The organism is Desulfobacula sp. (assembly GCF_030145145.1).
In the GTDB taxonomy this organism is placed as follows: Bacteria; Desulfobacterota; Desulfobacteria; order Desulfobacterales; family Desulfobacteraceae; genus Desulfobacula.
Genome location: NZ_JAQYWD010000005.1, coordinates 125,999 through 146,747, shown reverse-complemented (window position 1 = coordinate 146,747; position 20,749 = coordinate 125,999). Strand labels below are relative to the sequence as shown.

The following is a 20,749-nucleotide window of genomic DNA, read 5'->3' as shown; positions in this document are numbered from 1 at the left end:
TCCTGTCCGGATGGTTATGGTTATACAGCTGTTTTATTTTTAATCGATGTCACTGAGACCTGATTTACAGACATAGGATTCCGATGCCATCACCTGTCTGAGGAGTCGGTCATTCCGTGCAAGGTCTTTTCGAATATTTTCATGATGCCACAAATGAAAACAAATGGCCTTAAAGGGATTTTCTTTTCTTTTTAACCCATATTTGAATAACCGCACAACCAATTCCGAGTCTTCCCTGCCCCACCCTTCAAAATCATGGTTAAACCCATTTACAGCCTTGATATCCTCCCTGAAAAGTCCCATATTACAGCTCCTGACACCAGACAGTTTGCCAGTGGTGTAGGACGGAAAAAAAGACATTCGAAAAATGTGATGGCGGTTAGAAATCTCTCGTTTGAATGCATGCACCATCAGTTTGATTTTTGAATTACAGGACCGGTGGTTAAATTTTTTTTCAACAGACGGGTTCACAAGAACCCTTTTCCCCTGGAAAAAGCATCCTTTTTGCGCCAGTTCCATATGATCCCGGACAAAATGTTTGTCCGGGATACAATCCCCGTCCAGCAGCAGCAGATACGCTTCACGGGAGGCTTTAATGGCCATATTCCTGACCCGGGCCGCCCGGAAGCCCATATCCGCCTGCCAGACATATTTGATCCGGATCCGGGTATGATGAAGATATGGCTGAATCATCTGTTTTGTGGCACTACTGGATCCGTCATCTGCAATAATAATTTCTTCCGGGGGCCGGGTCTGACACAATAGGCCGTCCAAAACCCTTTTAAGGGCATCCGGGCGGTTATAGGTGGTGACAATAACAGAAATTTTCATGTTTGCCGGACCTTTTGGTCCAGGATATCAAAGACCGCCTGAACACTCAACTCATTCATGCACCTGAAATGGGAACAGGGCTGCTTTGCATAACAGGGGGCGCAATCCATTTTTTTTTGAATGACCGTATGGATCGACCCATAGGGTCCGGTTCTAACCGGATTGGCCGGGCCGAAAATGGCAAACACGGGAATGTTTAATGCCGCAGCAATATGCATGGGTCCTGTATCATTACACACGAAAAAAGAGGCCCCGGCAATCAGGGCCAGAAGGTCTTTCAAGCTGGTTCTGCCGGCAACGGAGATGGCATTTCCCTTGGCGTGCCCCACCACTTGTTCCGCAATTCCCGCTTCAGCCGCATTTGCGATCACAACCGTGGGAAGTGTCAGTTTTGATGCCAGTCTGCCAAATTTTTCAGCCGGCCAGCGATTGGCGGGTTTTCCTGCTGAAGGACTCATTACACCATACTGGGGGGGCAGTTCCCTTAATATCGGTGGCGTGGGGTCATAGGGTGCCAGCGGATAGTCTATGGTGTCAGTGTCACACCCCATAAACCCTGCAATTTCCATATATCGGTCAATGGCATGGATATTCATGCTGCCATGAATTTTATGGGTATAAAAAAAAGGACTGCCTTCATCAGACGCTTTAAACCCGAGTTTGATTTTTGCGCCGGCCAGATAGGTGATGATACCGGACCGCAATAACCCGGAAAGATCAATTGAGACATCATAGCCCGAAGCCTTCAGGCCTTTTCTGAGGGCATTGATCTCCTTGAGTGTCCGGGCCAGATGACCCGGTTTTTTCCACTGGTCTTTTTTGATCACCCATAATTGGTTAATCATGGGGTGCCCTTCAAGGAAGGTATGCAGACCATGGGCGACAACCCAGTCTATCTCAGCCAGGGGGAATTTTTTTTTCACACTGGCTAAAAAAGGAAGAGAATGCACAATATCGCCAAGGGCACTGGGTTTAATAATCAATATTTTTTTTACAGTATCAAACAAAGATTTCCCCTTTAACGTCATTACCTGACAGTTTTCAAAAGAGACGTGCAGGTCTCCATCACCATGTCAACACTAATTTTATCCATGCACTGATGTGCTGTCGGGCAAACATCTTTCAAACAGGGACTGCAGGGGACCGGCACCCTGACCATGACACTGTTTTCATTTGACGGAGATGTGGCAACATAATCCGTGGAACCGATCACCGCCACCTGGTTGACATTTAAGGCTGCTGCCGCATGCATCAGACCGGAATCATTGGTGATAAATAAAGAACATGTCTCTATGAGGGCAAAGGCCTGACCCAGACTCGTTTTACCGGCAATATTGATGCAGGCACCATTGGATCGTCCGGCAATATACTCTCCCAGGGCTGTATCAGCCGGGCCCCCGAAAATCAGCAGCTTCACCTTAAATTTTTCCGCCAGTTGTTTACACACCCGGGCATATCTTTCCGGAAACCATCGCTTGGCGGTTCCCCCTGTTGCCCCGGGATTTATGCCCATGACAGGTTTGGACAAATCAAATTGTTCACGTTCCAGGAAATGAGCGGCAAATGCCCTGTCAGCATCACTCAGAAACAGATCCAGTTCTCTGCCGTCATCTGCCAGGGAAACCCCCTTTAGAATGCCGATATAGTAATCAATCAAATGACCCTTTTTCAGTGCCGGATTCAATTTAATACCCTTATTTAAAAGAATCCCTCTCCCATCTGTATTAAATCCAACCCGCTCTGTTATGCCGGCTAAAAAGGACAGCAGGCCAGCTTCAAATGCATTTTGCATCAAAATAGCCAGATCAAACCGACATGCCCTTAACTCTCTGGCAAGCCTCAGGGTGCCAACGCCTTTTTTATGACGATGATGGGCATCATACACCAGAATCCTGTCAACATTTGGATTATGCGCATACACGGGAATCACCCAGGGTTTTGCCAGTACACTGATCTGGGCCCTGGGAAAATTTTTTCTGACTGCCCGGATAACAGGAGTGGTCATAATGGCATCCCCCACCCAGTTGGCAGCCCGTATCATGATGGTGGCCGGAGAAGTATTTCTAAGTTTCATAACACCCATATACGAATGGATTCCCCATGATTAATTGTTGTTAAGGATGCAGTAAGGCTTGGTTTTCCAGCGGTTATGCACCCAGAAATATTGTTCCGGGAATCGTCTCACCATTGACTCAATAGCAGATACATAGTTCTGGGTGTTGGTTTCAATATCTTTGATGGGATCGCCTGTCACCTGCAAGGGAACTTCCGGTAAGAATTCCATAATATACTGCTCCTCCTGCTTTACAATGAACATTGGCACCACCGCTGCTTTTGATCTTAAAACAAGCTTTGCCAAACCATTATTGGTACACGCAGGCCTGCCAAAATAATCGACAAAGACCCCCTTATACCAGTCCACGTTCTGGTCCAGCAACGTGCCGACGACTCCCCCATTGCGTAAAATTCCATCAATTTTTTTGGATGCCCCTCGTAATGGTATCATTTGGGTTCCAAATCGCTGTCTTTCTTCGAGCAGCAATCGTTCCAGGGGTTTAGAATCAAGCTTTCGATAAATTCCATAGGGTTTCACACCGGCTTTTGCCAAAGCCGCAACAAACAATTCAAAATTCCCCAAATGGCCGGTTAACAGAATAACGCCCCGGTTTTTTTTTTGAGCGACGTCTAAATATTCAGCACCGTTAACCACAATATATTCAAACAATTCCTCCTGGGTTTTCCGATAGGACCAGAGGACCTCAAACAGGATACCGGCTGTATTTTTAAAAACAGTCTTTGCAAATCTCTGGATCTGTACCTGCGTAAACTTTTCCGGGTAGGCAAATTGAATATTCTTGAAAACAACATTTCTGTGACGCTGATCTACGGTATACCAGATCAGTCCAAATAGATCTGAAAAAAACGTTAACACTTGTCTTGGCAGCATTGCCAGACCATTCACCATCAGCTTTAAAAGCTTGAAAATTTGATCATCCGTCATTTTTGTTTCAACCTTGACCTTAATAAAGACTCAAATTGTTGAGGCTGTTCAAACGCTATTTGAATACCGATTACCATTAAATCCACTCCCCATTTTGTATCCTGATCAATTTTTGCCCAATCCTTTTCCGTGGTCAAAATGACATCGGCACAAACCGCTATTGCTCGCTGGTTGATCCTTGAAATATCAGACTCTTTATACCTGTAATGGTCTTTAAATTCAAGATGATCCAGAATATTAACCCCCAATTCTTCCATGGTATGATAAAAAGAGGTGTTTTGGGCAAGCCCTGAAAAAAGAACGGCTTTTCTCCCCCATACCCCTTTGACAGAAGTGATACCGTTTTTTATAGTTTCCCCCGGCACAATCTGTTGAGCAATAAACGGCCGATGAAAGGTTTTAAACCAGGGACACCCCGGATAATGATGCAAAACAGCCTTCACCTGTTCAGGTGTTTCATCTGTTTCAAAACTTCTGGTAAAAATGATCGCGTCAGCCCGTTGTGCTGACATTTGAGGGGTTTCCCTCAAACGACCGGCGGGAAGGAATCGGCTGTTACCCAAAGGGGTTGAATAGTCCAAAAGCAAAAGGTCAAAATCTCTTTTAAGTTTCAAATGTTGAAATCCATCATCAAGGACAATCACATCAGGATTGAAGGCTTCCATGGCTCGTATGCCCGCCTTGAACCGGTCCTTACCCACCACTACGGGGAAAGATCTTCTTTGGGCCATCATATAGGGTTCATCCCCTGATTCCCGGGTATTTGAAAAAATCCGGTCACCATCGGAAACAATAACGGCATCATCCTTAACCGTGCCCTTATACCCCCTGCTGATGACAACCGGTCGTTTTCCCATTTCTTTCAGCAGCCCTGCCAGATAAATGGCCATGGGTGTTTTCCCAGCCCCCCCGACAACAATATTCCCAATGGAAATGACAAAACAGGGCAAGTTTTTTTGCTTCAGAATACCTGATTTATACAACCATAGCCGACACCTTACCCCCCACCCATACCCATATGAAATTCCCACCAGAACCCGTTCAAGGGAAAACTTCCCGGGTGTATACTCCCGGTTTGAAATCGATGTAATTTTTTTCTCTGTTTTATTGAGCCATGTTTCAAACAATATTAAGGTGCTCCATCTCCTTGATGATTCTTTGAACCGCACCGGAATTCCATGAAAAGACTTGAAAATTTTGAATGCCCATCTGCTGCTGCAGGGGGGTGTTTCCCAAGATTTTTTCAATTTCATGGCCCAGTTCTGATTCCGATGCCACAATTTTGGCCCCCCCGTTATCCCGGAGCAGGGTTGATATCAATAAAAAATCCGACATATCAGGCCCGAAAAGAATGGGTTTGGAAAACGCAGCCGCCTCTAAAGGATTATGCCCGCCCTGCCGGACCAGTGATCCCCCGATAAACGCCACATCACAAATGGCATACAGCCGACAGAGTTCTCCCATTTTATCCACCAGGACAATATCCGGGGGGTTTTTGCCGGCATCCAGTGTTGACATCAGACCGGCCTGGACATGATGGGACAAAAAATACGCCTGCAGTGTTGAACATCTCTTGGGGTCCCTTGGCGCAAGGATCATTAACACTCCTGGAAACTGTTTCTTCACCGCTTTGTATACCCGGCAAAGCATCTTTTCTTCTCCCTCATGGGTACTGCCGGCGATAATCACCCTGGTTTTTTTTTGAATCCCCAAACGATGCCTCATACCGTCAGCAATCGGTTTATCTATATTTTCAAATGGTTGATCAAATTTAATATTTCCCGCCACCCGTATTTTCCGTTTATCAATATCCAAACGCTGAAACCGTTCCTCATCCAATGGGGTTTGTACCATGATCCGGGTAAAAAAAGAAAACACCCGGGCCCAAAATTTTCGAAAAATTAAATATCCGTTCAAGGAGCGGTTTGAAAGCCTGGCATTAATTAAAATCACCGGGATTTGACGGTTGTTCATCTCGTATAAAAAATTGGGCCACACGTCTGTTTCAACAAGGACAACAGCATCAGGCGCTATTTGCCGACAGATTTTTTTAACGGTATACCCCAGGTCCAGGGGGAAATATCCCAGCTGATCTACCACCTTTTTTTTCAAAAACAAGCGGTCTGCCATATCAAAACCGGTCCTTGTTGATGCTGTAAAAACGATATCCATGTCCCTGTATTTCTTTTTAAATGCGGTGATAAAGGGCAGGGCGGATTTAACTTCCCCCACGGAAAGGGCGTGTATCCAGATTCTTTTTTTCCCCGCCTGTTTTGGATTCAAACCCGTCCTGAAACCCAATCGAAAGCCCAATGTGGATCTACGTTTTTCTGAGAAAACGCACAGAACCGGTAGAAGTGGGAGGACAACAAAAAACAAACTGTTTATCAGTATTTTATAAAAAAAAATCATTCAGATGACTTTCCTGGCAAGGTGAGTGTTATTCTGCGTTGATCAAATACAGGATTCCAAAACATAAAAAAAACAGATTGGCTGTCCAGGCACTGATGACGGGTGGCAAAATGGTACCATATCCCAGTGACAGGCAAAAGCCATACAGGGTCCAATACATGAAGGCAATCACAACACCGATGGCAACGGCCGCCGGCATATTTTCCTTTGCAAAAGATCTCATACCCGTGGCAGCACCTGTCAAGACCATGATAATACAAATGAAAGGGAATGCAATTTTCCCGTTCAAGTCGACCCGATAGGTTGTGGCATCATATCCTTCTGTTTCAACCTTTTTAACATATTTTCGCAATTCAGAAAAACTCATCTCCTCAGATTTTTTAGACACTGCCCCCAGATCCTCGGGCTTAAATAACAGGGGAACGCTTTTTTTATCATATAATTTCACATCATAATCCAAGGAATCTTTTGCATGGATCTGTTCGATAATCTGTTCAAACACCCATTGGCCGTCCGTATAATATCCAATCCGGGCATCGATTCGTGACTCAAGACTGAAATTTTTTCTTAAAGCGGTAATCGTGACACCGGCAACCGACTTTTGCACCGGGTCATAATAATTGATGTGGATCAGTTTATTTTCGGATTTGATCCAGATATTTTCCCGGGCAACATAAAAATTGTGTCTCTTTTTTATAATATGATTTTTAATATAATTGGCCTTGCCCATGGAAAGCGGCACAATGGTTTCTCCTAAAAAAAATATCAAAACGGAAAAAATCAGCCCGACCAGGATGGCCGGCTTAACAAGCGAATAGATACTGATACCACTGGACCTGATGGCCAAAAGTTCATTGTTCCTGTTCATCACTCCAAAAACGATAATTGTTGCGAGCAAAACACTTGCCGGTGTTAATTGCACAAACATGAAAGGCACTTTTAAAAGGACGTATCCCATGGCCCCCATAAGGGTAATATCAGCGTTTAAAAATCGATCCATCTTGGACAGATAATCTATAAATACGAATAGTACCAGGATCATCAATTGAATGATTAAAAAAAGTTTGGCAAATTCTTTTAACCAGTATTTATGAAGACACCCCATATGTTATACTTTTTTTGCAAACCGTCTTTTTATGACAGATGCCATGGTTATTATAAATTGTGGCAATTGGACCGGTCTTTCTCTGGCATTCCTGACCAGAAAAAAAACGCCGGCAGCTCCCATAATGACATTTGGCAGCCACATCCCCAGAACCGGCGGATAATGGCCTGTTTCACCTGCGGATAAGCCTGCAGCAAGCAGCAGATAATACAACAGGAAAAAAAATATCCCCAGGCCAAATCCTGAAGACCGCCTGAGGGATGCCGATTGAACCCCCAGGGGGAAGGCAAGGAGACCCAAGGTCAGGCAGGCAAAGGGAATTGAAAACTTTTCATGAAGTTCCATGAGCGCTGCGTTCAAATGGGCTTTGTCTTTAATACCGGATCGGATAAACTGTATCAGATCAAACAGGCTTCGCTCATCCAATTCTTTTGAAATGGTATGTTTACCTTTGTTCATAGCGGTTAAATCAATATTGATATCATAGTCACCAAACCTGAGGCTGCTCACAGATTTTTCATCAATATCCACCTGATTGATCATCCCATTATGCAGCCGTATGGTATACACCTGATCGTCTTCAAGTCGGATCAATCTTCCTGAAGGGGCAATGGAAATATTAACAACCCCTGTTGTTCTCCTGTCTTCAATAAAAATATCCTTTAATGCTTTGGTTTTCATATCCACGTGGGCGACGTAAATCATCACATCTTCCAATTCAGAATTGAATTGTCTCTCCTGAAGGGCGGCATCAATACTGGACCGTGCAAGCTCCATACTTTTCATTTTAACCGATAATTTTCCCCAGGATACCCCAAAAACCGTCACCCACATGCACAACAAGACCCCTGAAAAACAAAAAATCAATACTGGCGGCAATAGTTTATAAAGAGATACTCCCGCTCCTTTTAATGCCACAATTTCATTCTCCTGGGACATGCGCATGACCGTCAACAGGATGGATATCATAACCGACATGGGAATGGTATATTTCAAAAATATGGGCAGGGTATACACCACCATAAGCGCAACAGATGAAATATCCGCATTATAATTCACAACCATATTGGTAATTTCCGGTATCCGTGTCATCAAAAAGACAAAGGTCAGAAAGAACAGGCTGATAGCAAAAGGAGACAAAAATTCCTTTAACATATATCTGTTTATAATCGTAACGATTTTCATTTCCAGAAAAATATAAGTTAGCGGCCAAATAGTCAAGTTATGATAAAAAGATTACCTGTTTCCCTGGGGTGCGTTTCATGATAATAACGGGCGTATGAAATGTGTAATAATCGCCAATGGGGATCTCGAATATACCAGGGATATGATACGCATCATCAAGGCTGCTCAATTGATCATCTGTGCCGATGGTGGCGCCAGGCACCTGAAGGCATTAAATATTTTACCCCATGTAATGATCGGTGATTTTGATTCCATCCGTCCGGAAGATAAAACCTTTTTCAAAAAGAACCAGGTAAAAACACTGGCCTTTCCCACAAAAAAAGATCACAGTGATGCTGCGCTGTGCGTCTCATGGGCACTGGAGAACCATGCAACAGATATTACATTTTTAGGCGCCACCGGCACCCGGCTGGATCATACCCTGGCCAATATTTTTCTATTAAAAGCCCTTGCCCTGAAACATATCCCGGCCAGGATCATCAATAAAAACAACGAAATCCATGTGGTAACGGATTTTATAGAACTGAAAGGCCATCCCGGGGACCTGGTATCCATTCTTCCCATTTCAGAAAAAGTAACCGGCATCACCCTGAAGGGACTTGCATATCCGTTGAACCATGCAACCATTGAAATGGGTTCAAGTCTTGGCATCAGTAATTTTTTCAAAGAAACAGTCGCAACCGTTTCCATTAAAAATGGAACATTGATCGTCACAAAGTCAAAAGATTAACCCTGTTTTTCGGTTGCATTTTCCTCCCCTTCTTCCCCGGCCTCAGAATCTGGTGTCGGTTTCAGCGTATGTTCAATGATGAATTCTTCCACTTTATCAATTTCAGTTGCAACAATGACATGTTCAATAACAATGTCTTTAATAAATCCTTTCATATAAGGATTTAACACATCCACCAGTTTTCTGCTCCCGGCTTTAATCCGGTCAAAACTCTTTACATCATTGAAGACAAGGCTGCTTAAAAAAGTAATTGCCGCATCACGAGCTTTGGGATGAATTTGTGGAATTTCCTGGTCCGGCATCAGGTCTTTGAGCACCAGATTCAAATTTAAACACAAATATCGGTCTTTATCATTTGATCTGTGTTTATTTAAATTAACAACAACAGTGCCCATGGGCAAAATAATTTCCAGGCCATCCTCCACGATTGCGGCTTTTTTAACATTTGTCTTTTTCCAGACAGCAATCCGGCCGGATTCGTCCTTGAGCTGCATTTCATTTTCCATTATCCCAACAATATCAAAAAAAATAGTGGTGTTTTTCGTCCAGGCTTCTTCAATATCCGACTCTAAAACAGTAAAAATCATCTGATCTTGTTCAATGTGCCATTTCCCTTTTGCATTCCCTTTGGACTTAACAATTTTTGACGTTGCATCCGAAATCCTGACGGAAGAATTCCATTCTCCTTTGGGGTTGGTTATCAATAGGATATAGGCCCTGTTTCTTAATTGTGTCCAGTTGCCGACAGCCAGTTCATTTTGAGTTTTTTCCCTTTCTCCGCAGCCGGCAAGGGAAAATAGAACCCCCCCTCCGACCAGCAATACCAAAAGACACCTACCCATTTTTTTCATAACAGAACCCTGACAATTTAATTCAAACCATTGTATTAACGCTATCATGATGAAGGATACGGGTCAACCCAGCCCCATTGTTTATTCCTGCTATTATATTTTTCCCATTCGGTATATAAAGGCGGATAACTTTTATGCCAAGGAACAATAATGCTCATTAATACCTTTATTCATATCCCAGGAATCGGGCCGGTAACAGAGAAAAAAATATGGCGGTCAAATATATTCAACTGGAAGGCCGATACAAACTTTTCCGGTTTAAACCTGTCCGCCTCAAAAATAAAAGACATCAAAACCTTTGCAGCGGCATCAAATCAGCATCTTGAAAACAACAACCCTGGTTTTTTTGAGGCCCTGCTCCCATCCAATCAACATTTCAGGCTATTCCCGGAATTCAGACCGTTCTGCGCCTATCTGGACATTGAAACAACCGGCCTGTCTTCCGGCTCACACATTACAACCATTGCCCTGTATAACGGCAGGCAGATAACCTATTATGTTCATGGAAAAAACCTTGACCAGTTTTTAGATGACATCCAAAACTACAGCGTGCTTATCACCTATAATGGCAGAAGTTTTGACATCCCCTTCATTGAGGGATATTTTAATATCACATTGCCCCATGCACAAATTGACTTGCGGTATATCCTGAAACATCTTGGATTTAAGGGCGGGTTAAAAAAATGTGAGAAAGCCTTAAATATCGACCGGCAGGACTTGGAAGGGGTGGACGGATACTTTGCCGTGTTATTGTGGAATGAGTACACACGCAATGGAAACCCAAAAGCGCTTGAAACCTTATTGGCCTATAATATTGAAGACGTAATCAATCTTGAAACACTGATGATTGAAGCGTATAATTTAAACATCCGGAAAACGCCGTTTTACGCATCTCATGAAATAAAAAAACCGACACAGCCTGAAAACCCTTTCAAAGCAGATTTAAAAACCATTGATCGGTTAAAATACAGGTATTACTAAAAGAGAAGATGTTCACGCAAGTTAAACACCTTCTCTTTTAAACAATCTAAACTGCTAATCTCCGCAGGAACCACCGGAACCGCAACTGGAGCATCCGGATTGTCCCATTTCCATATTGGAGTCAAGATGGAATCCCATCCCGGTAAAATCAATCTTAATGGTTTCCGCTTTTTCCATAAACTCTTTGTCAACAACAAATTTCAGGCCTTTAACTTCAAAACTATCATCCGAATCTTTTGGCTCATCCAGAGCCATGGCAAGGGAAGGACCCCCTCAGCCGCCGGAATTGAGAAAAATTCTAATAGGGGTAGGTTCCCTGCCCTGAAAATAGTCATCGATCTGCGTTTTTGCAGGATCTGTCAATTCAATCATGGTATAACTCTCCTTATTCGTTTGTTTAATTTTCAGGAATACATTGCCTGAATAGTTTAATTTTAACCACACAGTTTGGGCCTGTCAATGTTCGATTTCCAATTTCCTTTATTTCTATTGCTTTAAATCATCCAAATATTGTAAAATCTTTGGCATGAAACTGTCTGTACCGTTCATACCAAATGAAGAATACACAACCTTTTTGAAAAATGAGATCCAAAATATTGAATCGGTCTATTTTTCACTCGATTCAGACCAGGTTCTGGATTCAAGGATGAGGTGCAACCCAGCCACGCTTCAAGAACTGTCAAAAGGGTTACACCACCTGAAATCTGTTAAGGCATATGGTTTACTGAACACCCGGTTTATCCACCCCGGTCTCTACCATGACACATCATTTTTAAATCAAATCCTGGACAAACTCGAGTATTTGGTTGCTCATTCACATCTCACGGGCATTGTTTTTTCTGATGCTTACTTCCTGAATGCACTGTCCGGCACCAAAAGAGATATTCTTGCCTGCCTTGAAGCGGTACCGGGGATAAACTGCATGATTGATTCTTCTCAAAAAGCAATGGCAATGTTTGAAATCATCGAACAGAGCGGCTTTAAATTTCCCGGAAAAATTGTCCTTGACCGATCCTTAAACCGAGACATTCGCCAATTGGAAAAAACCGGCAATGACATCAGAAAAAAATTTCCCCCCATCCGGATTGAACTGCTTGCAAATGAAGGCTGCATTTATCACTGTCCCTTCAAATTTGTCCATGATGCTCAAATTTCATTTTCAAACACGGGTTCTGTTGCCAATAAAACCTTTCAGACAAATCATGCCATTGGATGTCATGTATATTTCTTCAACACCCCGGAAAAATTTTTCAAATCTCCGTTTATTCGACCCGAAGATATTGATGCCTATGCGGCCATAGCTGATACCATCAAGCTGTGTGGAAGAACATTGGGGATAAATTTTCTTTGCCGCTGCATCTGTGCCTATATCCAAAAATCGTTTGAAGGAAACCTGTTGGAGCTCATGGATGCCACCCATTGGTTATCCGACCATTACCATATTAAAAACAAAAAGCTTGATCCCGGCTTTTTTAACATGGTAACCAACTGTACAAAGGCGTGTAAAGAATGCAGCATCTGCCGCAATCTATTTTTAGAAACCGCCATCAACAAACCATTCACCCTTAAACCCTATAAGGATTTTCTATGAAAATACTGGTCACAGGTGGTGCCGGATATATTGGAAGTCACACCTGCCTGGAACTTTTAAATGAAAACTATGACGTTGTTGTTGTGGATAATCTCTCCAATAGTTCTGAAGAATCTTTGACCCGGGTAAAAAAAATTACCGGCAAATCCCTTGACTTTTACAACGCAGATCTGTTGAACAAAAATGAGATCGCCACTGTTTTCTCGGACCATACAATAGATGCGGTCATTCATTTTGCCGGGTTGAAAGCGGTGGGGGAGTCTGTGATGATGCCGCTGACATACTTTCATAACAACATTACCGGCACCTTGAATCTCCTTGAGATCATGAGGGAATTTAACGTAAAAAACATTGTTTTTTCTTCTTCGGCAACCGTTTACGGAGATCCGGCATCCCTTCCCATTAAAGAAAATTTTCCCCTGTCAGCAACCAATCCCTATGGCCGGACAAAACTGATGATAGAAGAAATCCTCCAGGATCTTTACCGGTCTGACAACGAATGGAATATCGCCCTGTTAAGGTATTTCAACCCTGTAGGCGCCCATGCGAGCGGGGAAATCGGTGAAGATCCGTTTGGTCTGCCAAATAATCTGGTACCGTATATTTCCCAGGTAGCCGTGGGTCGATTGCCCGAGCTCAATGTCTTTGGCAATGATTATGATACCCCGGACGGAACCGGTGTCAGGGATTTTATCCATGTGGTGGACCTGGCATTGGGCCACATCAAAACCTTACCCAAACTATTTACCCGTCCGGGCGTGGTGATTTATAATTTAGGAACCGGTCACGGCTATTCAGTCCTGGACATCATCAATGCATTTGAAGTTGCCAGTGACAGAAAAATCCCCTATAGACTTGTCGACAGAAGACCCGGTGATATCGCCGCCTGCTGGGCCGATCCTGCCAAAGCTAAAGCAGCCCTGGGATGGGAAGCAAACAAACCCCTGACCGACATGTGCCGGGACACTTGGAACTGGCAGATAAAAAATCCAAACGGATACCGGAAAAGCAAGCCAGATATGCTCAGGACCCCAAATTGAAGAACAGACCCGTTGCGTTAGGTGCCCGATTAAAACGATATCCGGCCATTCAAACCCTTGGGTTTAAGCCCGATTTTCAAATGTATTCTGCCCAGGAACAGCGACGGATTCTAAAGGCAAAAAAAATCTATTACCCCACCGCATTTTATGCAGACCTGTTTAATGCCATGGGGAAAAGAACCTTCCCCAGCTTTCATACCTATAAGTTTGCCCTGGACAAGATTAAACAGACGGCCATATTTCACATGCTTGGCGTTCCCCATCCAAAAACAAAAATTTTTTATGGAAAAAAACAAAAGCAGGCCCTCCTGGATACGTTTACCTTTCCATTTATCGGTAAAAAAGCCAGGGGGTCTGCCAAAGGCAATGATGTGCATCTGATTCAAACGACCCGGGACCTTTCCCGCTATTTAGAGCACAAAGGGCCTGCCTATATCCAGGAATATCTTCCCATTGAACGGGATATGCGAATCATCATTATCGGCAATAAAATACGACTTGCCTACTGGCGGATTGCCACCAGGGGCAATTTCAAAACCAATCTTTCCCAGGGCGGGACGATCAGTTTTGCCGCCCTGCCCCCCAAGGCCCTTGATCTGGCCCTCACAACCGCTTTAAAATGTGGCTGGGATGATGTGGGCATCGATATCATTGAGCACGACAACAACTTTTATGTCCTGGAAGGCAATATGAAATACGGGACAAAAGGGTTCGGTGAAGCCGGCATCAATTATAAGGAGATGCTGGCAACGCTAATCGTGGACGGCAGCATTTAACCATTACAGCAGACCGGCATCCTGTTCATCTTCTTCCCATTCGGCAAGATAGGACTTCAGGGCTGCATAGGGGGATGATCCCCGGGGCTTAAAATACAGGTATCCAAGCTGATCCATGCAGGATTCAAGGCAATGGAAAAATGCCTGTTCAACATCCTTTCTGTCGATGCTGTCGTCATGCTTTTCAATCATATCAAGGACAATCCCCGTCAAATGGCCTTCCGGAACAAAGAGGTCACAGACACAAACATTCCATTCTTCGGGGAAATGGTTAATTTTCCATGGACTCAGCATCTCAGGCCGCAAGATACTTTTATTGTCGGGATTGAACGGGGCTTTGACAATTTTCATTTTCCGATTATCAAACTGCATCAACTCCTTTAAAAGGACTTTGACATCATTTGAGAAAATCCATTCTTCAGGTTCCAGCAGAACCGGTGGAAAATCTTTACTGGTTAATGCATACTTAAACGGCCCTTTGCTTTGCCAAAACCGCTTAAAATCCTTCAGATTCGGTAATATTGCTCTTTTCACCGGCTCAATGCTCATTTTATCATTCTCCCTGCTCAACTTTCGGTCTTCAGATCTAAAAGAAAGCCTGACCCCAAGCATAAATAGAAATCAACCCCACTGAACGGTAACTACCATACTTAACAGGCGGAAATCAAATCACCCGTTGGGTTTTCTATTTACTGATGTCACCATATATCGCATGGGTCTGGGAAGCCAAATCCTTCGGTGAAAGTTCGATTTGCAGACCCCGACGTCCGGCGCTCACAAAAACTGTATTATGGTTTAACGCCGACCGATCCAGTATTGTTTTTAATTGTTTCTTTTGTCCAATGGGACTGACACCACCCAGAATATATCCGGTTGATCGTTCAACTGCTTTTTTATCTGCCATAGCGGTTTTTTTTGATCCCAAAGCAGTGGCAACTGCTTTCAAATCCAATTGCCTGGATACCGGAACCATTGCAACGGAAAGAATTTTATTATCAATTAAAATAACCAGCGTTTTAAAAATTCGGTCAAAAGAAACTTTCAATTTTTCAGCTGCTTCTTCACCATACGCTTTAGAATTCGGGTCGTGGTCATAATGGTGAACCTGGTAGCTGATGTTTGATTTTTTCAAACAATTTATGGCCGGTGTCATTGGACCTCCTTTTTTTCATCTTTGCTGACCGGATCTAATATTCGGGATTCCCGCATTATCAACCCCCCTCTTTTTTCGTTTTCATCTCAATGAACCAGTCCTCATCACCATAGAACTTGTTTAAACAGTCAGGACAGATGCCATGACTGAATTCCGCATCAGAACGCTCTCGGATATACGTTTCTATCCGATGCCAGTGATCATGCTTATCTCGTATTTTTTTACAATGAGAGCAAATGGGCAGCAGTCCCTCAAGGTGCCGGGCATGCTTTTCACTGGTCTCGGCACGAATTCGCATCCGATCAACAACCAAAATCATCATACCCATGCCCGCCAGGACATGAAACCCCACCAAAAACCCGAATGCCAGGGGCAGACACCAGGGCCATTGCCAAATAAAAGGGAACAAAAGTACATATATCCCCCAGGCCATTAATCCCCATCCGGCCAGCCTGCGGCCAGCCACTGACTTTGTGGATATATTCCTCAATATCATGCTGCCGGCCCAAAGAAAGAGCACCGCCCTCAGAACCATGAGCAGAAAAAACGATCCAGGTCTATGGTGAGTCATCAAGCCCATGGTCATGATTCCAAGCCAGACAACGACAAATCCAATCAAAACATAAATATTACGCCGCTGAAATACGTTTCCTGTGAATCGATAGGCGCCGTAAACCAATGTGATAAACCCCAGCATGTGTAGAACTTCGCCGGCACTAAAAAATAACCAGGGCCGTGATGTGACCGTACCCGCCCAGGATATAAAGCCCGCACTGTTTAAAAAAAACCCCGTGGTCCAGTATCCGGGGCCGACTTCGTTGCTGGCGGACTGGCCCAGAGCCAACAACGCAAAACCGATGCAGACAAATATGGCTGCAAACCCCATAAAGGATTCGGATAGAAAAGGTAAGGTTATCATGGTGTTTATTCAGCGTCCTTTTGTTCAGAATATCTTGAAATTTTTTCATTATAAACATGGTCGATGAATTTAGAAATACCGATGATATTTGTACCTTTTCATAGACCGTCATCATTTAGAACCAATTGTATGCTTTAAAGCCAGATAAAATCAGGATCGACCCTTTTTATTTATCAAAGAAACAACCCGTCAAATAAAACTCCATGGAAGTATCACAAACATAGGGGGGGGAGCAACATCATTATACCTCAACTTATCGAATCCGGCTGCTTATAAGGCGGATAGTCTGTATATCCTTCAGGTCCTGGTGAATACCATAATGACATATCTTCAAAAGGATTCAATGGCCAGCCATTCTTTAACCGTTCCGGCAGATCCGGATTGGTAATATATGGTCTGCCAAAGGCTGCCAGATCTGCATCTCCATTTGCGATTCTCTCTTCAGCAGATTCTCTGGTGTACCCGCAATTGCCCATAACGACACCCTTGTATACTGTTCGGAATTCAGACAAGGTCATGGGCTCACCTTTTTCATGGAACCCAAAAGCAAGGCCATCCATGATGTGCAGATACCCCAGATTCAATTTGTTTAATTCTTCTGCGACATACAAAAAGGTCTCTCTGAAATCATGGCTGCCCATATCGTTAAAAACGCCATTGGGTGATATTCTGACGCCAACCTGTTCCGGTGACCAGACTTCCAGGGTGGTATCAAGCACCTCTTTCAAAAATCGAAATTTATTTTCACGACTTCCACCGTAGGAGTCATTTCGGAGATTTGTTTTTGAATCCAGAAACTGATTAATCAGGTATCCGTTGGCGGCATGTACTTCAACGCCTGAAAAACCGGCGGTTTTTGCATTGACAGACGCTTTCCGGTAATCATCAACAATGGCTTTAATTTCATTAACGGTCAAGGCACGAGGGGTTTCATACTCTTTTTTTCCTAAGGGTGTATGGATGCCGTCACCTTCCAGCCTGACAGCTGAAGCGGAAACCGGGGTATCTCCATTGTGGAAATCACTGTGAGATGCCCTGCCGCAGTGCCAGAGCTGTAAAAAGATCGGCGTTCCTGTTGGGTTTACTCGCTGAGTGACCTTCTGCCACCCTTTTACCATTTCATTGGTGTATATTCCCGGGGAATCAATCCATCCGATGCCCTGTTTTGAAACGACAGTGGCTTCGGTGATGAGCAACCCGGCAGATGCCCGCTGAAAATAATAATCCGCCATCAGGTCATTGGGGATGCGCTCTGAACCGGCACGTCCCCGGGTCATGGGGGCTAATACAATTCGATTTTTTAAATTATACCGTCCCACAGTTATAGGATCAAATAAGCTTTTCATGTTGCGTTCCTCCTTACCCCATCATTTTATTAATGGCAATTTTATGGGCTTTCCCAAATGCCATGATCTCTTTTTATCATTTAATGCCGGTCCAATGCCTCTATATCGTTATTCTCATTTCTGATTTTCTGGATCATTATCACACGGGAAAGTGAAAGCGCCGTTCCAAGAAAAAATAAGCGCCCCAAATCCTGGTCACCCGGAAGGAGTCCCACTGCAGCCGTTAACACACCAAGCCAAAGGGTTGCAGGCGGTTGTGCATGGGTTGTGATGGCGACCCCCACCCGTTAAATTATCATGCTCTTTTCGATAATCCAACAATTAAAAAACAAATAGTCAGGACCAATGCATGTAAGGATTCTGAAGTGCCTGTTGTTTCGGCAAAGAAAGACACCCCTTTCCAGGAAGCCCACACGGTGAACTTCCCGGAAAGAAGGCAGGAAAATTATGGAATATCGATTGAATCCCACGTCTCTATATTGTTTTCCAGCAATTCACGAATCAACAACAGCAGGGTTTGACTTTCAACAGGCTTTTGAAGATATTTTTGAATCCCCAGCTCCAGGGCTTTTCCTTCAGAAATAGTCTCGCTGTAGCCCGTACATAGGATAATCGGCACATCATTTCTCAGGGTTAGAATACTGACAGAGAGTGCATCCCCGGTCATCCCGGGCATGGCCATATCTGTAATGATCAGGTCAAATTGATACGGATTTCTTTTAAATGCATCAAAGGCTTGTTTTGCATCGTGAAAAGCCATTACAATATACCCGTAATCTTCCAACATCTCCTGGGTTGCACTGAGGATGAGCACGTCATCATCAATGACCATTATCGTCTCTGTTCCACCGGTTAAATTCACCACCGTGTGTTCTAAGCTGCGGACATCATGTTTATTTTCTACTATGGGCACTATGGGCAGGTAAATATAAAAACTGGCGCCCTTGCCAGGAGCACTATCGGCTTTGATATAACCCTTGTGCTCTTCAACAATTGCCTGGACCAGTGCCAAGCCAAACCCGGTACCCTTACCCACCTCTTTTGTGGTGAAATATAGATCAAACGCCTTTTCCAAAGTTTTTTTATCCATACCGTGGCCATTGTCTTTTACTGTCAGTTTTAGATAACGCCCAGGCAGCAGGTCCATATCCGGCAGACGCGCCTGTCCTGAAACCTCAATTTCTTCCAGTACCACCGTTAATACGCCGCCTTTTTCAGGCATGGCATGAGCGGCATTGGTGCACAGATTCGTGATGATTTGATGCATTTGGGTGGATTCTGCCCGGACCATTGCCCTGGAGAAGATATTCTCTTTTATTTCAATAGCAGGGGGCAAAGAGGATCGCTGTAATTTAAGCACTTCCTTGACCACACGATAAAATTCAACCGGCTGTTTTTGATAATCCGTTTTTCTGCTGAACGCAAGAATTTGTTGAACCAGCCCGGCTGCCCTTTTTGCCCCCTTTAATATCTGGCAAATATGTTTCTTTGCCCGTTCAGGATTTTCAACATGCATTTCAGCTAACTGAGAATAGGAGACAATACCAGAAAGAATATTATTAAAATCATGGGCAATCCCTCCGGCAAGCGTTCCCACAGCCTCCATTTTCCGGGATTGAAAAAGCTGCATCTCAAGTTGTTTCCGATGGGTAACATCGTGTAAAATCACCACACTCCCCTTGGGGGTGCCGTCACGCTCCCGCCAGACATCAAAGCTGATACTGACATCAAGGGATTCTCTTTTGTTGTTATACCGGCGGGTTTCAAAACCTTGGTAACGTTCCCCTCGTTTGAGTCGCTCAATCATTTCAAGGGTATGGGGCATTTCTTTTTCAGGTACAAAATCAATTTTTCGTCCCTTTAAATCTTCCAGGGTCCATCCAAACGTCTGGGTAAAGGCCGGATTAATGTAATCCGGGATTCCGTTCATGTCATAGACGACGATGGAAACCGAAGAGGCTTCCATGAGCATGCGGTATTTTTCTTCAGCGATGATCCGATCTTCAATTTGCTGCTGAAGCTCAGCGGTTCTCTCCTTTACTCGAATTTCCAGCTCATCCCGGGCGCGTTCAATTTTTTCTTCTGCCTGTTTCCGTTTGGATAATTCTTTTCTCAGATTATCCGTCATTAAATTAAAAGATTTCGTCAGGGTTCCGATTTCATCCGAAGAATACACCTTAATTTTGTAGTTTAAATTACCTTGAGAAATTTCATTGGTGCCTTTAACCAACTTTTTTAAAGGATCGGTCACTAATTGTGAAAGGAAAATTCCCAAAAAAATGGCCAGGACAATCATCCCCAGAGAAATGATGATGATGTCGTTTATCCGACCTGCCACTTGATTTTGTATATCCTTCAATGATATTTCTATCTTCAGGAAATACAGCACCTTTCCCAATGCAACGATGGGACTGACGAACTCCATAACCGTTTGACCGTTATGCATGATTTTTCTATGCGTTATCTTTTTTCTGGTTAGAATATCCTGATAAAAAGGTTCTATATTTAACTTTCCGGACAGCTGCGTATCTGTGCTGACCCAAATTTTTCCATGGGTATCCAGTATCGTGACCTCAAGGATATCGCTGTTTTCAATCAGTTCATTCGCATTATCCAGCAAGGTGATATAATCGCTCTCAAAAATATAGGTCGTGGCCATCTGGGTAAATGTTTTTACAATGGCTGTTCCATGTTTTTGGATTTCCATCTGCATGGCGTTGATGGTGCGAAAATAAGACGTGAAAGCAAACACCGCAATGATGACAAGCCCTAATGAAAAGGCGGAACAGATGATTTTCTGACGGATACTGTTTAACAACAAAACGGTT

21 protein-coding genes are annotated in these 20,749 nt (G+C 43.8%); 5 read left to right on the top strand and 16 right to left on the bottom strand.

The window, feature by feature from the left end; all coding sequences use genetic code 11:
• Window positions 1–39 precede the first annotated feature (39 nt).
• From Q1Q15_RS04115 to lptF, 8 genes are all read right to left on the bottom strand, one after another.
• A complete protein-coding gene (locus Q1Q15_RS04115; protein ID WP_300456966.1) occupies window positions 40–831 on the bottom strand; it encodes a glycosyltransferase family 2 protein in 792 nt (263 codons plus the stop codon).
• The gene (locus tag Q1Q15_RS04110; protein WP_300456964.1) at window positions 828–1,838 is read right to left on the bottom strand and encodes a glycosyltransferase family 9 protein; all 1,011 of its coding nucleotides are present in this window, start codon (window positions 1,836–1,838) and stop codon (window positions 828–830) included. The genes Q1Q15_RS04115 and Q1Q15_RS04110 overlap by 4 nt, the downstream gene beginning before the upstream one ends.
• Before the next feature lie 20 nt (window positions 1,839–1,858).
• The gene (gene waaF, locus Q1Q15_RS04105) at window positions 1,859–2,905 is read right to left on the bottom strand and encodes a lipopolysaccharide heptosyltransferase II (protein WP_300456962.1); all 1,047 of its coding nucleotides are present in this window, start codon (window positions 2,903–2,905) and stop codon (window positions 1,859–1,861) included.
• 30 nt (window positions 2,906–2,935) lie between these two features.
• Window positions 2,936–3,832, bottom strand: a complete 897-nt coding sequence (locus tag Q1Q15_RS04100) for a lysophospholipid acyltransferase family protein (RefSeq protein ID WP_300456960.1) — start codon at window positions 3,830–3,832, stop codon at window positions 2,936–2,938.
• Window positions 3,829–4,959 (bottom strand): tetraacyldisaccharide 4'-kinase, encoded by a 1,131-nt coding sequence (gene lpxK, locus Q1Q15_RS04095; protein WP_300456958.1) that lies wholly within the window; start codon window positions 4,957–4,959, stop codon window positions 3,829–3,831. Before lpxK ends, Q1Q15_RS04100 begins: the two co-directional genes overlap by 4 nt.
• Entirely contained in the window at window positions 4,952–6,115 is a 1,164-nt protein-coding gene (locus tag Q1Q15_RS04090) for a 3-deoxy-D-manno-octulosonic acid transferase (protein WP_363320855.1), read from the bottom strand. The genes lpxK and Q1Q15_RS04090 overlap by 8 nt, the downstream gene beginning before the upstream one ends.
• A gap of 157 nt (window positions 6,116–6,272) precedes the next feature.
• A complete protein-coding gene (lptG, locus tag Q1Q15_RS04085) occupies window positions 6,273–7,349 on the bottom strand; it encodes an LPS export ABC transporter permease LptG (RefSeq protein WP_300456954.1) in 1,077 nt (358 codons plus the stop codon).
• Window positions 7,350–7,352: 3 nt separating this feature from the next.
• Window positions 7,353–8,534: an LPS export ABC transporter permease LptF gene (lptF, locus tag Q1Q15_RS04080; RefSeq protein WP_300456952.1), complete on the bottom strand. Its 1,182-nt coding sequence runs from the start codon at window positions 8,532–8,534 to the stop codon at window positions 7,353–7,355.
• Between the two features lie 94 nt (window positions 8,535–8,628).
• On the opposite strand from lptF, the gene Q1Q15_RS04075 reads away from it, so the two are divergent.
• Window positions 8,629–9,264 carry a thiamine diphosphokinase gene (locus Q1Q15_RS04075; protein WP_300456951.1) on the top strand — a complete coding sequence of 212 codons (636 nt, stop codon included), beginning with the start codon at window positions 8,629–8,631 and terminating at the stop codon, window positions 9,262–9,264.
• Here Q1Q15_RS04075 and Q1Q15_RS04070 read toward each other — a convergent pair.
• Window positions 9,261–10,115 (bottom strand): flagellar basal body-associated FliL family protein, encoded by an 855-nt coding sequence (locus tag Q1Q15_RS04070; protein ID WP_300456950.1) that lies wholly within the window; start codon window positions 10,113–10,115, stop codon window positions 9,261–9,263. The two genes, Q1Q15_RS04075 and Q1Q15_RS04070, sit on opposite strands and share 4 nt — an antisense overlap.
• A 150-nt stretch (window positions 10,116–10,265) precedes the next feature.
• Here Q1Q15_RS04070 and Q1Q15_RS04065 point away from each other — a divergent pair, with 150 nt between their 5' ends.
• Window positions 10,266–11,096: a ribonuclease H-like domain-containing protein gene (locus Q1Q15_RS04065; protein WP_300456948.1), complete on the top strand. Its 831-nt coding sequence runs from the start codon at window positions 10,266–10,268 to the stop codon at window positions 11,094–11,096.
• Window positions 11,097–11,150: 54 nt separating this feature from the next.
• On the opposite strand, the gene Q1Q15_RS25435 is transcribed toward Q1Q15_RS04065, so the two are convergent.
• Window positions 11,151–11,468 (bottom strand): IscA/HesB family protein, encoded by a 318-nt coding sequence (locus Q1Q15_RS25435; RefSeq protein ID WP_363320854.1) that lies wholly within the window; start codon window positions 11,466–11,468, stop codon window positions 11,151–11,153.
• 274 nt (window positions 11,469–11,742) lie between these two features.
• Here Q1Q15_RS25435 and Q1Q15_RS04055 point away from each other — a divergent pair, with 274 nt between their 5' ends.
• Genes Q1Q15_RS04055 through Q1Q15_RS04045 form a run of 3 tightly spaced genes read left to right on the top strand, consistent with a single transcriptional unit; the run spans window position 11,743 to window position 14,503 of the window.
• Complete coding sequence (locus Q1Q15_RS04055) at window positions 11,743–12,687, top strand: hypothetical protein (protein WP_300456944.1); 945 nt, start codon at window positions 11,743–11,745, stop codon at window positions 12,685–12,687.
• Window positions 12,684–13,727, top strand: a complete 1,044-nt coding sequence (gene galE / locus Q1Q15_RS04050; RefSeq protein ID WP_300456943.1) for a UDP-glucose 4-epimerase GalE — start codon at window positions 12,684–12,686, stop codon at window positions 13,725–13,727. The genes Q1Q15_RS04055 and galE overlap by 4 nt, the downstream gene beginning before the upstream one ends.
• On the top strand, window positions 13,724–14,503 hold the full coding sequence (locus Q1Q15_RS04045) for a RimK family alpha-L-glutamate ligase (RefSeq protein ID WP_300456941.1): 780 nt from the start codon (window positions 13,724–13,726) through the stop codon (window positions 14,501–14,503). The genes galE and Q1Q15_RS04045 overlap by 4 nt, the downstream gene beginning before the upstream one ends.
• Before the next feature lie 3 nt (window positions 14,504–14,506).
• Here the strand turns inward: Q1Q15_RS04045 and Q1Q15_RS04040 are convergent, their stop codons facing one another.
• From Q1Q15_RS04040 to Q1Q15_RS04015, 6 genes are all read right to left on the bottom strand, one after another.
• Window positions 14,507–15,052: a hypothetical protein gene (locus Q1Q15_RS04040; RefSeq protein ID WP_300456939.1), complete on the bottom strand. Its 546-nt coding sequence runs from the start codon at window positions 15,050–15,052 to the stop codon at window positions 14,507–14,509.
• A 136-nt stretch (window positions 15,053–15,188) separates the two neighbouring features.
• A complete protein-coding gene (gene ybaK, locus Q1Q15_RS04035) occupies window positions 15,189–15,656 on the bottom strand; it encodes a Cys-tRNA(Pro) deacylase (protein WP_300456937.1) in 468 nt (155 codons plus the stop codon).
• A gap of 58 nt (window positions 15,657–15,714) precedes the next feature.
• On the bottom strand, window positions 15,715–16,575 hold the full coding sequence (locus Q1Q15_RS04030) for a hypothetical protein (protein WP_300456936.1): 861 nt from the start codon (window positions 16,573–16,575) through the stop codon (window positions 15,715–15,717).
• Window positions 16,576–16,823: 248 nt separating this feature from the next.
• A complete protein-coding gene (locus Q1Q15_RS04025; RefSeq protein ID WP_300456934.1) occupies window positions 16,824–17,921 on the bottom strand; it encodes an alkene reductase in 1,098 nt (365 codons plus the stop codon).
• 80 nt (window positions 17,922–18,001) lie between these two features.
• Window positions 18,002–18,205, bottom strand: a complete 204-nt coding sequence (locus tag Q1Q15_RS04020; RefSeq protein WP_300456932.1) for a hypothetical protein — start codon at window positions 18,203–18,205, stop codon at window positions 18,002–18,004.
• 161 nt (window positions 18,206–18,366) lie between these two features.
• Window positions 18,367–20,742 (bottom strand): response regulator, encoded by a 2,376-nt coding sequence (locus tag Q1Q15_RS04015; RefSeq protein ID WP_300456931.1) that lies wholly within the window; start codon window positions 20,740–20,742, stop codon window positions 18,367–18,369.
• Window positions 20,743–20,749: the final 7 nt, after the last annotated feature.